We start from the raw sequence: 15,583 nt of genomic DNA, 5'->3' as shown, positions 1-15,583 counted from the left end.
AACTCAAACAGAAATATGCTGTCTGGCGTCAGATCATGCAAACGCTTGATGAATATGTGTGGGGCATTGGATGCCTGATAACAAGCGACGAATTGCTCGCACATTGATACGCAAGGCTTTGCTATTTGTCTCAAGTGCCTGACTGAAAGGAGATGGTAGATGAAAAAAATTTTATCCAGAACCTTTTTGCTTTTCGTATTTTCAACAATAGGCATGGCAAATGGCGCTTATGCCGATGCGGCATTTGCTGTCACGGGAGAGCAACTCGACTACCAAATTCCGGCCGGCTGGAAGCTTGCATCAATCGCAGGCGCGCCTGATGGGGCGTTTCACGCCGAGTACGTGCCAAGCGATGAAGATATTCGTTCCTGGCGTAAAGGCTATTTACTGATCAAGCGCATGCCCTATCCTTCGGCTGACGTCATGGACGACATCCGGAAGGGAAAGACACGTTTCAACGAACTCGTTCTGGCACAGCACATGCATGCCGCAAATGCATCCTGCTCGGGCAAGAATAGCCAGATGACTGCACGTGTCAGCACCTTCAATGGCATTCCATTTGCCGTCAGTGGTGGTTTCTGTGATCGTTACGGGGCGGCCGCACCCTATGGGGAGGGAGCCTTCGTGGCTTTTGCAGAAGGGAGGGATTATTTCTTCCAGATTCAGTACGGCTGGCGACCAGGTTCCGAGCAGGACGCGAAAAACAATCTGCCTTGGCGAATCCCGCCTGCGCAAGCGGCAAGCTACCTGAATTCGCTGAAAGCGATGACGCTCTGTGGTGGGCAGCAGCAGGCTGCATGCAAGATCGATTATTTACGTTAACCCTAGGCATAATGCGGGAGTAGGGTCAATTTCGCGTAGAATTGCGCGACATTCCTTCCATCGTTTTACACACAAGATATGGCCATCAAGTCCGACAAATGGATACGCCGCATGGCGGAGCAGCACGGCATGATCGAACCCTTCGAGCCGGGGCAGGTTCGTCATTCCGACGGCAACAAGATCGTTTCCTATGGCACGTCGTCGTATGGCTACGATATTCGTTGCGCCAACGAATTCAAGATTTTCACCAACATCAACTCCACCATCGTCGATCCGAAGAATTTCGATGAAAAATCCTTTGTGGATTTCAAGGGCGATGTTTGCATCATCCCTCCCAACTCGTTCGCGCTGGCGCGGACTGTCGAGTACTTCCGTATTCCGCGCAGTGTGTTGACCATCTGTCTTGGCAAATCGACCTATGCGCGTTGCGGCATCATCGTTAACGTGACACCGTTCGAGCCGGAATGGGAAGGCTATGTGACGCTGGAGTTTTCCAACACGACGCCGCTACCGGCCAAGATTTATGCGGGCGAAGGTTGCGCGCAAGTGTTGTTCTTTGAGAGCGATGAGGTTTGTGAAACGTCTTACAAGGATCGCGGTGGTAAATACCAGGGCCAACATGGTGTAACGTTGCCGAAGACCTGAGTTTTTGATGTGTTGTGAAAAAGCCGGCATACGCCGGCTTTTTCTATTTGCAGATAGCGCGCTATCGCCCGGTGCTGTGGTCAGCCAGAAGTGCGTCGGGACGGTAGGCCAAGACTTGATTTCGCCCTTGGCGTTTGGCGTTGTAAAGCGCCAGATCGGCGCGCCGCATGACTTCGGTGAACGCGCTGTCGTCGTGCATCAGTTCGCTGAAGCCGCCACTGATGGTGCCACCTTCTCTCAAGCCCAGGTTATGCATTGCGTCGGCAATTCTGACACGCAACCGCTCTACGATCGGCAGTGCATCGTCACGGCATGTATGCGGCATCAGGACGATAAATTCATCTCCTCCCAGACGCGCAGGATGGTCGGTCGTGCGTAACTCCGTGCGGCAGACAGCGGCAATCGTTTGCAATGCCAGATCGCCTTTCAGATGACCATGCTGGTCATTGATGCTTTTGAAGGCATCGATGTCGAACATGAATACGGTCGCCGGCGTCTGGTAGCGGCGAAAAACATCGTACTGGGCGGCGAGAAGGTCGAGCAGCTTGCGTCGATTGATGAGACCGGTGAGCGGATCGATTTCACTTTGCATGCGCAATCTGGTTTCAAGTTGATTGCGGCTTGTGATGTTGCTGGCCACCCAGAGTACGGCATCTTCGCCATCGACCTGAAAATCCAGAGCCTGAATGCGACCTTCAAACCAGATCGGTTCATCGGGGCCGGCGGATTCCAGGCCGCGCACATCGCTGGCTGCGAGACCGTATTCGACGATATGAAGTTTGCGCGAGGCGAGTGCCTTGTCGATCTCGCTCGCGAACCAATTACTTTTCTCTTCATGCAGCACGTCATGCATGTATTTGCCAATCAACATGCTGCCGTCATGGTAGTAGCGAGAATCAGCGCCGCCGTAGATGGCTGCATACCGACCGCTACGCGTGAGAATGAAAGCGGGATCGGGAAGCGCGGTAAGGATGGCCAACAACTGCTGTTCGGAAAACACGGCGGAAACCTGACACAAAAATGAGTGTGTGTAGATTACCTGAAAACAACTTTTGGTTGCTGGAAAGGCTGGCAGCCAGGCCGTCTGATGCTGATATCCCCGGACGTTCAGCGCTTGGCATGTTTTGTCTGCAGCGCCTGTATCGCATCTTTTTTTGCATCCAGCCCCGCGACCGATGCGATCAGCCGCAAGGTATTGCCTTGCAGATGAAAGGCTTCCGCTGTGACAAAGTTGCCGCTGCCGGCATAGCGGGTGATGACCACGATGTCCGATTGACCATTCTTGTCGATATCGGCAAAGGACAGATCCTGAATCATCCCATTGCGCGGACGCACCAGACCAGCGACAAATCGGTCATAAGGATAAGCCGGGTCATTCCTGGCGTATAGCCGAACGCTGTAACTGCCGATACTGCGCGGTTCCAGATCGCCTTCCGCGACCACGACGGTCTGGCCGGTATGCGGCACAAAGGCATGCTTGATGACGCGGCGCGGGTCTTCTGCTCGGGCCGAGGCCAGCAAGGTCGCAGCGAGAAGAAGGGGAATCAGCAGACGAACAGAACGACGCATGGTATCGGAATAGCGGGGTAAGGTAACAGGAGGGGCGACGCCGCGCGTATCTGCACATGCGTAACAACGCTATTGTAATCGCCTGCCTGCATCTAAAAATCCCGATTTCCGGCCAGTACCAATGATTCACTGAGGCAGCGGATGCCAAGTCGTGGTTCGTCGGTGCCAGGACGTTGCCAATTTCACCTCATCAGGTGACAGCGGTGATCTGGATGGCGAGAGACTACAAGATGTTCAAACGTGCCCGTGTTTTGCTTGCTTGTTCCCGCAGGGCCGATCTGGTGGCAGCATCCATTTTTTCCAATTGGCGATACACCATGCCCAGGCGCTGATTGCTGTCGAGCAGGGCGGCGTGCCGGTCAAAGAAATCCCAGTACAGCGCGTTGAAGGGGCAGGCGTCGTCGCCCTCACGCTTGCGCCGATCGTAGTGGCATCCCTTGCAGTAATCGCTCATGCGGTGAATGTAGGCGGCGCTCGAGACGTAGGGTTTCGTCGCCAGCATGCCGTGGTCGACGAACTGGCTCATGCCGAGCGTATTCGGCAGCTCGACCCATTCGAAAGCATCAATATAGACACCCAGATACCATTCATGCACTTCTTTCGGCGCGAGACCGGCAAGAAGCGCGAAGTTACCAATGATCATCAGCCGCTGGATGTGATGCGCATGCGCGTCGTCGAGGGACTGGCCGATTGCATGTGACAGACAGCGCATTTTTGTCTTGCCATCCCAGAACCACGGTGGCAGCGGCGTATCGTGCTTGAACACATTACGCTTGTCGTAGCCTGGCATGTATGCCCAGTAGACGCCCCGTACGTACTCGCGCCAGCCGAGAATCTGCCGAATGAAGCCCTCGACCGCTGGCAGTGGCGCGTGCCCGCGACGATAGGCCTCTTCTGCCGCCTGCACGACTTCAAGCGGATTGAGCATCTTGGTATTGAGTGCGAAGGACAGCAGACTGTGAAACAGGCGAGGCGCCTGGGTATGCATCGCATCCTGAAAATCGCCGAAATGCGGCAACACCTCGTCAATGAAGTGCGTGAGTTGCGCCAATGCCTCTTGTCGGTTGAGCGGCCAGGGAATCGCGCTGGCGGACGGTCGTCCAAAGCTTTTCACGCCGGCATCGCTGATTTGCTGCCAGAGTGCGCTGTGGTCGTGCAGCGGACGTATATCTTCGGGTTCGCGTGGCGTGCCTGACCAGCTCTTGCGGTTGTCGTGATCGAAGTTCCACTTTGCGCCGACAGGCTTGCGCGGCCCGCTCATTAGCACGTTGTGCTTGATGCGCATCTGACGATAGAAGTGCTCCATCAGCCACTGCTGGCGGCCTTCGAACAGAAGAAAGGCTTCGTCGCGCGCTGTATAGAAGTGTTCGGTATCGACCATGCGCGCCGGAATGTGCAGCTTCTCGACATAGCGCGCCAGCTGCTCGTCCAGCCGCCACTCGTCAGGTGCCTGATACTCGAATCCACTGGCTTTGTACGTCGCTAGCAATTGATCGAGGTTGGCTGTGAGGGAGGGAAGATTTTCCTTGTCGTCGATCTGCAGGTAATGAACACGATGCCCGTGCGTTTCGAGATGCCGAGCAAAATCACGCATGCCGGCAAAAATGGCGATGATCTTTTGCGCGTGATGCAGGACGTAATCGGTTTCCTGCCTGACTTCCATCATCAGGTAGATGACGTCGTCGCGTGTTTCCGAAAACCAGCTGTGCTCAGGATTGAGCTGGTCGCCGAGGATCAGTCTGCACAGTGGTTTCATCCGATCCCCGGCTGGATGGCATTACTGCTTCACACAATCCACGAAGTAGCCACGCTTGCCATCAACTTCGCGCGTGACGAGTCCATGCACATCGGTCTCGAAACCCGGGAATTTCTCATTGAAATCGCGTGCGAAACGCAGGTAATCGACAATGGTGCGATTGAAGCGTTCACCTGGGATCAGCAGCGGAATGCCCGGTGGATAAGGCGTCAGCAGAATCGAGGTGACGCGGCCTTCCAGATCGTCGATGGCCACGCGTTCGATTTCGCGGTGTGCCATCTTGGCAAAGGCATCCGACGGTTTCATGGCCGGCTGCATGTCGGACAGATACATTTCCATCGTCAGGCGTGCCACGTCGTAGGCCTTGTAGAAATCGTGAATCATCTGGCACAGATCGCGCAGGCCGACGGTTTCGTAGCGCGGATTCGCGGCGGCGAATTCCGGCAGGATGCGCCAGATTGGCTGGTTCTTGTCGTAATCGTCCTTGAACTGTTGCAGCGCGGTGAGCAGCGTGTTCCAGCGGCCCTTGGTGATGCCGATGGTGAACATGATGAAGAACGAATATAGGCCGCATTTCTCGACGATGACGCCGTGTTCGGCCAGATATTTGGTGACGATCGATGCCGGAATACCCGAGTTGCCAAATTTGCCGTCCAGCGACAAGCCCGGCGTGACAATGGTGGCCTTGATCGGATCGAGCATGTTGAAGCCCGGTGCCAGATTGCCGAAACCATGCCAGTTGTCCTCGGCACGGATCATCCAGTCGTCCTGCGTGCCAATGCCTTCTTCAGCAAAGCTGTCTGGCCCCCACACCTTGAACCACCAGTCGTTATCGCCCCATTCGGCTTCGACCTTGCGCATGGCGCGGCGGAAGTCGAGTGCTTCCAGAATGCTTTCTTCCACCAGCGCGGTACCGCCCGGCGCTTCCATCATGGCGGCGGCGACGTCGCACGACGCGATGATCGAGTATTGCGGCGAGGTGGAAGTGTGCATCAGGTACGCTTCGTTGAAGGCATCCTGATCGAGCTTCACTTTTTCCGATTCGCGTACCAGAATTTGCGAAGCCTGCGACAGGCCGGCCAGCAACTTATGCGTGGATTGCGTCGAGAAAATCATCGATTCATGGGCGCGCGGGCGATCCTTGCCGATCGCGTGCATGTTCTTGTAGAAATCATGGAAGGTGGCGTGTGGCAGCCATGCTTCATCAAAATGCAGCGTATCGATTTCGCCGTCGAGCAAATCTTTCAGCACTTCCACGTTGTACACCACGCCATCGTAGGTCGATTGCGTGATGGTGAGGATGCGCGGCTTCTTGTTGACGGCTTCCCGCGCAAACGGATTGGCTTCGATCTTCTTGCGGATGTTGTCCATCGAGAATTCCGACAACGGAATCGGCCCGATGATGCCGAGGTGATTACGTGTCGGCATCAGGAACACCGGAATTGCGCCGGTCATGATGATCGAGTGCAGAATCGATTTGTGGCAATTACGATCGACCACCACGATATCGCCGGGCGCAACGGTCGAGTGCCAGACCATCTTGTTCGAGGTCGAGGTGCCGTTGGTGACGAAATAGCAGTGATCAGCATTGAAAATACGTGCGGCATTGCGTTCGGATTTGGCGACCGGGCCCGTGTGGTCGAGCAACTGGCCGAGTTCTTCCACGGCGTTGCAGACGTCGGCGCGCAGCATGTTTTCACCAAAGAACTGGTGGAACATCTGGCCGATTGGCGATTTCAGGAAGGCCACGCCGCCCGAGTGACCGGGGCAGTGCCATGAATACGAACCATCTTGTGCGTAATCGACGAGGGCGCGGAAAAACGGTGGCGCCAGGCTGTCGAGATACGACTTGGCTTCGCGAATAATGTGGCGCGCCACGAATTCCGGCGTGTCTTCAAACATGTGAATGAAGCCATGCAGTTCGCGCAGGATGTCATTCGGAATGTGGCGCGAGGTACGCGTTTCGCCGTACATGTAGATCGGAATGTCCGCATTCTTGTGGCGAATTTCCTCGACGAAGGCGCGCAGCGACTTGAGCGCGTAATCGGTTTCCTCGAACGAACCGGCACCGAATTCCTCATCGTCGATCGACAGGATGAACGCCGAAGCACGCGACTGTTGCTGCGCAAACTGCGCCAGATCACCGTAGCTCGTCAGGCCCAGCACTTCCATGCCTTCCTTCTCGATGGCTTCCGCAAGGGCGCGGATGCCGAGTCCCGAGGTGTTTTCGGAACGGAAATCTTCATCGATGATGACGATGGGGAAGCGGAATTTCATGAAGTCTCCAGCAAGACGAATGGCAAAAAGCAGTAAGAACGGCTACGGTAAAAAAGACGCAACAGGCGCAGGTTCATTTCGCGCCGATGAAAAAAAGCGAATTTTCGCAGATATGGCGTCCGGCCGGGAGAAAATGGCCGGACTTTGTTGGAAGTCCCACACTGTGCGGCGATATTGTGACGATGCGATGACGTGGACGGCGATTTCGCTCAGACAACTTCGCCGGCGACCGCAGGGCGACGTTCGTAAGTGACGTAAGCGTAATCGAAGCCGCTGGCATCCGAATGATGCGTTTCTCGCGCGGTTTCCTGCCAGATCGCGTGATCGATGGCCGGAAAGAAGGCGTCGCAGTCGAACACCTTGTCGATATGCGTGACGATCAGGCGGTCGGCTTCGGCCAGCGTGTCGGCAAAGATTTGCCCACCGCCGATGATGAAGGCAGCAGCATCGCCAACCAGCGCCTTGGCGGCGGCGATCGAGGTGACAGCTTCCACGCCCTCATGCTGCCATGCCGTATTACGCGTAATGACGATATTGCGACGATTCGGCAGCGGGCGGCCGATCGAATCAAAGGTCTTGCGGCCCATGATGATCGGATGGCCTGACGTAGTGCGCTTGAAGTGTGCAAGGTCTTCTGGCAGATGCCAGGGCAGTTGGTTGTCGATGCCGATGCCGTTCTTGGCATCGATGGCAACGACCAGAGTCAGGTGTGCGGACATGGTTTCCTGCAATCGTATCGACTGTATCAATCAGTCGTGTGAGTCAGCGATATAAATCAGTCTTGTGAAGCGACCGTACAAATAGCCACGGTAGAAGCGCTACAAATCGGCTGTATTGATCCAATCGTCTCAAACGGCCATCGGTGCCGTCAGCGGCGCATGGTGTTGGTAATCTTCGAGTGAAAAATCGATCGGCTCGATCTTTTCCAGCCATTCCGGTTCGTACTTGCCGGTAACGGCATAGTCGGGCACGCGGTCGGAAATGACCAGTTTGGGTGACGAAAACGGTTCGCGCTGCAACTGTTCCTTCAGCATGTCCAGGTGGTTTTCATAAATGTGGGCATCGCCGATGAAATAGGTAAACCAGCGTGGCGTGTAGCCCGTCAGACGTCCGACCAGATGCAGCAAGGTGGCGGCTTCAGCCAGATTGAAGGGCGCACCGAGGCCGATGTCGTTACTGCGGATATACAGGCACAGCGAAATTTCCTTGGTGACGGCATTCGGCAGGAACTGATAGAGCAGATGACAGGCGGGCAGGGCGATGGCATCGAGTTCGGCGCAATTCCAGCCGTGGAACAGGATGCGGCGGCTACCCGGATTCTTGACGATGGTATCCAAGCATTCGCGCAACTGATCGATCGCCTTGTAAAGCAAGACCTTGTCGGTTCCCTGATCGCGCACCACGCCGACTACGCGATAGCCGCGTTCCTGCGCATCCTGAATCTGCGTCTTGCGGTCCGATTCGAGCAGTTTGTAGGCCGGCCATTGACGCCACTGCACGCCATACACGGCACCGAGATCGTCTTCGCCCATGCGGTAAGGATTGGCCAGCCAGTCGGCATTCTCGTTGGCATTCTGGTCCCAGACCTTGCAGCCGAGTTCGCGAAAATCTGCCGCGCTGCGCGAGGCGCGCAGAAAGCCGACGAGTTCGCCGACGACCGAGCGAAACGCCAGACGTTTGGTAGTGACGGCCGGAAAGCCATCCTTCTGCAGATCGAAACGCATCATCGCGCCGGGAATGCTGATGGTACGGACGCCGGTGCGATTTTCCTGCCAGGTGCCGGTATCGAGAATCGTGCGTACCAGGTCAAGATACTGTTTCATGCGTGGGTCCGTGGAATCAGTGGTAAGCGGGCAGGCCGCGAAAGCCGGTATTTTACGTCAAAGCCTGACTCGTCCGGGGCGGGCTTCTTGTTGCGTTTTGCCTGCTCCGGCAGCGTGCTTTTTGGGGCAATAGCCAAAATCCGCAAGCGATCCATGCGCGGCGGATTGTTCTGGCAATCAGGTCTGCGCAAACTGCAAGGCGGCCAGTCCGGCATACAGGCCACCGGCCGCGACCAGCGACGCATGCGTGCCGCTTTCGACAACGCGGCCATGTTCCATGACGATGATGCGGTCCGCCTTCTGCACGGTAGCGAGACGATGCGCGATGACCAGCGTGGTACGCCCCGCCATCGCGGCTTCCAGTGCGCCTTGTACCAAACGCTCGGATTCGGCATCGAGCGCACTGGTTGCTTCATCGAGCAACAGTAGTGGTGGATTTTTCAGCAGGGCGCGCGCAATCGCAATGCGCTGACGCTGTCCGCCGGACAGGCGCACACCGCGTTCGCCGAGGAAGGATCGGTAGCCTTCGGGCAAGCGTTCGATGAATTCATGGGCTGCTGCCATTTTGGCAGCGGCGATGACATCGGCATCGCTGGCATCCGGGCGGCCGTACCGGATGTTTTCCATTGCATCGGCGGAAAAGATCACCGTATCTTGCGGCACGATGCCAATCGTGTCGCGCAGGACATGCAGATCGAGCTGGCGGATGTCGATGCCATCAAGCTCGATCGTGCCTTCCTGCGGATCGTAAAAGCGCAGCAGCAATTGGAATAACGAACTTTTCCCCGCACCGGAAGGGCCGACGACGGCGACGGTTTCGCCTGCATCGATGGCGACCGAGATGTGCGACAGTGCCGGTTGGTTAGGGCGGGAAGGATAGTGAAAGGTCACACCTTCCAGCGTTAGCGAGGCGCCATTGGCACGGCGCGGCGGCAAGGCCAGCGGCAAGGCTGGCGAGGCAATCGGCGATTGCACCGACAGCAGTTCGAGCAAGCGTTCGGTCGCACCTGCGGCACGTTGCGCGTCGCCCATCACCTCGGACAGGGCGCCGACCGCGCCGGCGACAATCGCCGAATACAAGATGAACTGCCCCAACTGGCCAGCGCTCATGCTGCCGTTGATGACGGCGTGCGCGCCCAGCCAGAGCACGAACACAATCGCGCCGAATATCAGCAGGATGGCGATCATGGTCAGCAGCGAGCGCGCACGTACGCGACGTACCGCAGTGTCGAAAGCCTGCTCGACGGACTGGCCGAAGCGCCGCGATTCGATGCCTTCATGCGTATAGGCTTGCACGGTGGGCATCGCATTCAGAATCTCACCCGCCAGCGCAGATGAGTCGGCCACGCGGTCCTGCGAGTCGCGCGACAGCGATCGTACCCGGCGACCGAACAGCACGATCGGCAGTACGACAGCTGCCAGCAGCACGATGATGATCGAAGACAGCTTTACGCTGGTGACGAACAGCATCACCAGTCCGCCTGCAAACAGCAGTATGTTGCGCAAGGCCATGGAAATGCTGGTGCCGATCAGCGTCTGGATCAGCGTCGTGTCGGTGGTCAGGCGTGACAGTACTTCGCCGCTTTTTGTCGTTTCGAAAAATTCGGGGCTTTGCGTGACGACATGGGCATACACCGCGCTGCGTACGTCGGCTGTCACCCGTTCGCCTAACCACGATACCGTGTAGAAGCGTGCCGCCGTGGCGATGGCGAGTACGCAGGCAACGCCAAACAGGGCAAGAAAATAGGTGTTGATATGCGTGGTGTTCTGAATGCCATTGGCACCAAAGCCCAGATCGATCATTTGGCGGAAAGCATAGGGAATGGCCAGTGTGGCGCCGGCTGCCACGACCAATGCGATCGCGGCGAGAAGGATCTGTTTTCTATACGGCAACAGAAAGCGTGCCAGTCCGCGTAGCAGCACGATGCTGCCTTTGGTTTGCTCTCGGGAAGGACGGGGAGTCATGAATGCTGCAGATTATGGTCAGTCGGGGCGTGATGGTCACCGATGATCGGTGCGCTTTCGCACATCGGCCAGTTCGGCAAAGGGCATAGAGTAGCACTCCAGACGATTTGCAGTCTGACACATCGTTTGCCAGAGGTAACGTTGGCGCGATGGCAACTTACGGGAGAGCCAGTATGCATGCTGCAACAGAATTTGCCACGCAACACCGGCGTAATACCAGCAAGCCCTTGCTGCGACAAGATTGGCAGCAGGAACGTGGCGCAAGCCAGTTCATCCAGCTTGCCGAACTGGATTCTGAACAAGATCGAGATCTGGTTCGCGCCGAATTGCTGGCCGGCCTGATGGCGGAAGCCGCCCACACCTCGCCCAAGTATCTCTACGATGCCTTAGGCTCCAAGCTGTTCGAAGCCATTTGCGAGTTGCCCGAATACTATCCGACGCGCACCGAGGCAGAAATCTTTCAACGCTATGCAGGGCATATCGCCGAGATCGCAGGTACGGGCAGCACGCTGATCGACCTCGGTGCCGGTAACTGTGCCAAGGCGGCAAAACTGATTCCCGCATTGCAACCGACGCAATATGTCCCTATTGATATCTCGGTTGCCTTCCTGCGCGATGCAGTACGACGCTTGCAGTACCAGTTTCCCCATGTGCAGATGACGGGTATCGGCATGGATTTTTCGCGTAGCCTGGTTCTGCCGGAAGCCGTGCAGCGACAGCAGCGCCTGTTTTTCTATCCGGGATCGTCGATCGGCAACTTCGCGCCGGACGAAGCACTTGCCTTTCTGCGCCGAATTCATGCCGCTTGCCTAGACAATGGCAAGGCCGATGGGAGCTTGTTGATCAGCGTCGATCTGATCAAGGATGCGGCGCTGCTCGATGCTGCCTATGACGACGCGCTCGGCGTGACGGCATCGTTCAACCTGAATTTGTTGCAGCACTTGAACCGTCTGCTGTCGGCGGATTTCGATTTGCGTGGCTGGCAGCATCGCGGCTTCTTCAATGCGGAAAAGAGCCGTATCGAAATGCATCTGGAAGCCCGCACTGCGCAGACGGTGCGTTGGCCGGGAAATGGTTTACGGCGCTTTGAAGCGGGTGAGCGCATTCACACGGAAAACAGCTACAAGTACAGCCGTCAGGGATTCGTGAATTTACTGACGCAAGCCGGGTTCCGCGATGTCACGGTCTGGACCGATCCGCGCGACTGGTTTCTGGTTTGCCATGCACGTGCGGTAACGCCGGATCGATATTTGTGATGAGGACATCACATTCGTGGCTTGCGCAAAGACACCAACGATTTTTCGGAGCATGCATGAACGCCAAGACTGACGCTTTCCGCTTGATCGATCCCGAATTGCTGCCGGTACGATACCAAGCGGTGCGCGATCACAGCGTGTCGCTGGCATCTCCGCTTTCCGATGAAGATTGCGGTGCCCAATCAATGCCCGATGCCAGTCCGATCAAGTGGCACCTTGCCCATACCACCTGGTTTTTCGAAACCTTTATCCTCGAACGTTTCGAGTCGGATTTTCGTCCGTTTCACCCGGCTTTTCGCATGCTCTTCAACTCGTATTACAACGATGTCGGCGATCGCCATGCGCGACCGCAACGCGGCCTGCTGACCCGACCCTCTCTGAATGAAGTGCGTGCCTATCGGCGTGATGTGGATGCACGCATGCGCCGTTTGCTGGCACGCGACGATGGTGCGCATTTGTTATCCGGTCGCGATAGTCGCCTGATGACACTGCTGGAATTGGGTTTGCAGCATGAGCAGCAACATCAGGAACTGATGATGACGGATGTCTTGTATCTGTTTTCCTGCAATCCGCTCAAGCCTGCTTATGACGATAGTCCGCCGCACAAGGCGATTCCGCTGCCGCTGCAATGGCAAGCCTTCGACGCCGGTGTCGTGCATATCGGCGCACAGGATGGCTTTTGTTTTGACAATGAATTGCCGCGCCACCGCCAATATGTCGAAGCTTATGGACTGGCTTCGCGCCTTGTGACGAATGCCGAGTATCTGGCTTTCATCGAGGATGGCGGTTATCGCACTGCGGCACTGTGGTTGTCGGAAGGCTGGGATTGGGTTTGTCGTGAAGGATTGCAGCATCCCCTGTACTGGCAACTGCGCCAAGATGCTGAAAGCCATCAGGCGTGGCAGGGTTTCGGTTTGAACGGCCTGCAAAGACTGGACCCGCATGCCGCCGCTACCCAGCTTTCCTACTTCGAGGCAGATGCCTATGCGCGCTGGGCCGGCGCACGCTTGCCGACCGAGGCCGAATGGGAGCATGCTGCCACGCAAGCCCTGCAGTCGGACGAATCCGTGCTCACGCAATTGTTTGGCGTCTGCTGGCAGTGGACATCGAGCAGTTATTCGCCATATCCGGGCTTTCAGGTGGCTGCCGGTGCATTGGGCGAGTACAACGGTAAGTTCATGGCGAACCAATATGTATTGCGCGGTTCATCCTGCGTTACGCCACCTGGACACAGCCGTATCAGCTACCGCAATTTCTTTCCGACTTCGGCACGTTGGCAATTCACCGGCATTCGGCTGGCGCGCGATGGTAATGCGCTGTGAAATGCAGCAAGGGCGCTAAATAAAAAAGCCGGCATCTGCCGGCTTTTTCGTTGGACAACCGTCTGTTACTTGTAGCCCACGCGATCCAGAATACGTTGCGCCGCGATCTGGTTTTTGCCGATCAAAGACACAGGTACGTTTTCGATCTTGTAGCTGCCCAGTCCTTCGAGCGCTTCATTCTTGACCTTCACGCTGGTCACGACAGGCCATTCGTTGTTGCCGTCGGCGAAATAGCGTTGTGCGTCATCGCTTGCCAGATATTCGAGGAATTTGACAGCGTTTTCACGATGCGGTGCATGTTTGGCCACGCCGCCACCGGCGATGTTGAAGTGCGTACCGCTGGTCTTCGCATTAGGCCAAATGAAGCCGACGTTCTTCATCATTGCGACATCTTCCGGTTTGGTCGAGCGCAGCAGACGTGCGTAGTAATACGAGTTGGCAATCGCCACGCCACATTCACCGGATGCCACACCCTTGATCTGGTCGGTGTCGCCCCCGCGTGGCGGACGCGCGAAATTGGCGACCATGCCCTTGGCCCATTCTTCGGTTGCCTGCTGGCCATTACGCTCGATCATGGAGCCGATCAGCGACAGATTGTAGGGATGGGAGCCGGAGCGTGTGCAGACCTTGCCCTTGTTTTTCGGATCGGCCAGCGATTCATAGGTGGCAACATCTTCCGGTTTTACGGTGCCCTTGTTGTAGACGATGACGCGCGCGCGTTTGGAAAAGCCGAACCATTCGGAACCCTTGCCATCATCCTTGCCGCGCAGATTGGCGGGGATGCGGCTGTCGAGCGTCTTCGATTTCACCGGCTGGAAAAAGCCTTCGATTTCGGCCCGCCAGATGCGTGCGGCATCGACCATCACAATCACGTCTGCCTGGCTGTTCTTGCCTTCATTTTTCAGACGTTCGAAGAGAGCGTTGTCATCGGCTTCGATGCGATTGATCTTGATGCCGGTTTTCTTGGTGAATTCGCCATATAACTGTTCATCGGTTTGGTAATGGCGGGCCGAATAGAGATTTAATACTTTTTCTTCCGCTGCATGCGCCATGTGAAGTGGCAGGGCCAGCGCCAGAGCTGTCAGAACAGGGGCAAAGCGATGTTTCATGAAGCGTCCTTGTGATGGATGTGATGAAAAGAGAGGTGTAAAAATTTCGTTAAATTATAGAGTGAAAATTTATGAACCGGAATGGTTCTCACTTCTGCCAAAAGGGTTTCTGCATGCAATGCGTCTTCGCGTTACCCTTCAGTCTTTCCCAAAAATGACATTTCCATGCGATTCACAAGATTCTCGGCTTTGCTTTCCGCGCTCCTGCTCAGTGCCTGCAGCAGCCTTTCACCCTTCAAGTCGGAAGCGCCGGTCACCGCCACGCCGCAGCCAAAGTCGGCCGCTCCCGTCAAGGTGGCACTGGTGCTCGGTGGCGGGGCTGCGCGCGGTTTTGCGCATATTGGTGTGATCAAGGCGCTCGAAGCACAAGGCATCGTGCCCGATATGGTGGTAGGTACCAGCGCAGGCAGCGTCGTTGGTGCACTCTACGCGGCGGGCAATAATGGCTTTGCCTTGCAGAAGATGGCGCTGCAGATGGATGAGGCCGCCATTTCCGATTGGGCCGTGCCGTTGTTTGCGCGTTCGAGCGGTGTGCTCAAGGGCGATGCCCTGCAAAGCTATGTCAACAAGGCCATCAACAATGTACCGATCGAAAATCTGAAGATGCCGTTCGCTGCTGTGGCGACTGATCTCAACAGTGGTGCGCCGATTCTGTTTCGTCGTGGCAATACAGGCTTGGCCGTGCGTGCATCTTCGGCTGTGCCCGGGGTCTTCCAGCCGGTGAAGATCGGTAACCGTTATTACGTCGATGGCGGTTTGGTGGCACCTGTGCCCGTCAGTTTTGCGCGCGAGATGGGGGCGGATTTCGTAATCGCCGTCAATATTTCGAGCCAGCCGGAAGGGCAGCTTGCATCGAGTTCCGTTGATGTTGTCTTGCAGACCTTCACCATCATGGGGCAAACGATCAATCAGTATGAATTGAAGAATGCCGATATCGTCATCCGTCCGGCGTTGGGCATGATGAAAGGTACGGATTTCAATGGCCGTAACCTTGCCGTGCTGGCGGGCGAGCAGGCAGCCATGGCGCAGATGGCAGAGA

13 protein-coding genes are annotated in these 15,583 nt (G+C 56.5%); 5 read left to right on the top strand and 8 right to left on the bottom strand.

Annotated elements, in window-relative coordinates; translation table 11 throughout:
* Nucleotides 1–159 precede the first annotated feature (159 nt).
* A complete protein-coding gene (locus QZ725_RS03895; protein WP_293776383.1) occupies nt 160–822 on the top strand; it encodes a hypothetical protein in 663 nt (220 codons plus the stop codon).
* A 78-nt stretch (nt 823–900) separates the two neighbouring features.
* Nucleotides 901–1,467, top strand: coding sequence for a dCTP deaminase (dcd, locus tag QZ725_RS03890; protein ID WP_293776382.1), 567 nt, complete (start codon nt 901–903; stop codon nt 1,465–1,467).
* Between the two features lie 61 nt (nt 1,468–1,528).
* Here dcd and QZ725_RS03885 read toward each other — a convergent pair whose 3' ends face one another.
* The 7 genes from QZ725_RS03885 to QZ725_RS03855 all read right to left on the bottom strand — a co-directional run bounded on the left by QZ725_RS03885 (nt 1,529) and on the right by QZ725_RS03855 (nt 10,857).
* Nucleotides 1,529–2,467: a sensor domain-containing diguanylate cyclase gene (locus QZ725_RS03885; protein ID WP_293776381.1), complete on the bottom strand. Its 939-nt coding sequence runs from the start codon at nt 2,465–2,467 to the stop codon at nt 1,529–1,531.
* 107 nt (nt 2,468–2,574) lie between these two features.
* Nucleotides 2,575–3,036 (bottom strand): PliI family lysozyme inhibitor of I-type lysozyme, encoded by a 462-nt coding sequence (locus QZ725_RS03880; RefSeq protein WP_293776380.1) that lies wholly within the window; start codon nt 3,034–3,036, stop codon nt 2,575–2,577.
* Between the two features lie 223 nt (nt 3,037–3,259).
* Nucleotides 3,260–4,792: a cryptochrome/photolyase family protein gene (locus QZ725_RS03875; protein ID WP_293776379.1), complete on the bottom strand. Its 1,533-nt coding sequence runs from the start codon at nt 4,790–4,792 to the stop codon at nt 3,260–3,262.
* Nucleotides 4,793–4,813: 21 nt separating this feature from the next.
* On the bottom strand, nt 4,814–7,069 hold the full coding sequence (locus QZ725_RS03870; RefSeq protein WP_293776377.1) for an arginine/lysine/ornithine decarboxylase: 2,256 nt from the start codon (nt 7,067–7,069) through the stop codon (nt 4,814–4,816).
* A 209-nt stretch (nt 7,070–7,278) separates the two neighbouring features.
* Nucleotides 7,279–7,788 (bottom strand): dihydrofolate reductase, encoded by a 510-nt coding sequence (locus tag QZ725_RS03865; protein WP_293776376.1) that lies wholly within the window; start codon nt 7,786–7,788, stop codon nt 7,279–7,281.
* A 129-nt stretch (nt 7,789–7,917) separates the two neighbouring features.
* On the bottom strand, nt 7,918–8,892 hold the full coding sequence (locus QZ725_RS03860; protein ID WP_293776374.1) for a thymidylate synthase: 975 nt from the start codon (nt 8,890–8,892) through the stop codon (nt 7,918–7,920).
* Between the two features lie 177 nt (nt 8,893–9,069).
* Nucleotides 9,070–10,857 carry an ABC transporter transmembrane domain-containing protein gene (locus tag QZ725_RS03855; RefSeq protein ID WP_293776373.1) on the bottom strand — a complete coding sequence of 596 codons (1,788 nt, stop codon included), beginning with the start codon at nt 10,855–10,857 and terminating at the stop codon, nt 9,070–9,072.
* Nucleotides 10,858–11,030: 173 nt separating this feature from the next.
* On the opposite strand from QZ725_RS03855, the gene egtD reads away from it, so the two are divergent.
* Together egtD and egtB are read left to right on the top strand one after the other, a co-directional pair.
* Nucleotides 11,031–12,113: an L-histidine N(alpha)-methyltransferase gene (gene egtD / locus QZ725_RS03850; protein WP_293776372.1), complete on the top strand. Its 1,083-nt coding sequence runs from the start codon at nt 11,031–11,033 to the stop codon at nt 12,111–12,113.
* Nucleotides 12,114–12,169: 56 nt separating this feature from the next.
* The gene (egtB, locus tag QZ725_RS03845; RefSeq protein ID WP_293776371.1) at nt 12,170–13,435 is read left to right on the top strand and encodes an ergothioneine biosynthesis protein EgtB; all 1,266 of its coding nucleotides are present in this window, start codon (nt 12,170–12,172) and stop codon (nt 13,433–13,435) included.
* 65 nt (nt 13,436–13,500) lie between these two features.
* Here the strand turns inward: egtB and QZ725_RS03840 are convergent, their stop codons facing one another.
* Nucleotides 13,501–14,487 carry a Fe(3+) ABC transporter substrate-binding protein gene (locus QZ725_RS03840; RefSeq protein WP_293776618.1) on the bottom strand — a complete coding sequence of 329 codons (987 nt, stop codon included), beginning with the start codon at nt 14,485–14,487 and terminating at the stop codon, nt 13,501–13,503.
* A 222-nt stretch (nt 14,488–14,709) separates the two neighbouring features.
* Between QZ725_RS03840 and QZ725_RS03835 the strand changes: the two genes are divergently transcribed.
* Nucleotides 14,710–15,583, top strand: an 874-nt coding sequence (locus QZ725_RS03835; RefSeq protein ID WP_293776369.1) for a patatin-like phospholipase family protein, incomplete at its 3' end; no start/stop codon positions are given.

This window comes from uncultured Oxalicibacterium sp. (assembly GCF_913776015.1).
Classification (GTDB): domain Bacteria; phylum Pseudomonadota; class Gammaproteobacteria; order Burkholderiales; family Burkholderiaceae_D; genus Oxalicibacterium.
Note: the sequence above shows the minus strand (reverse complement) of the source record. Positions and strands in the feature narration are given on the sequence as shown.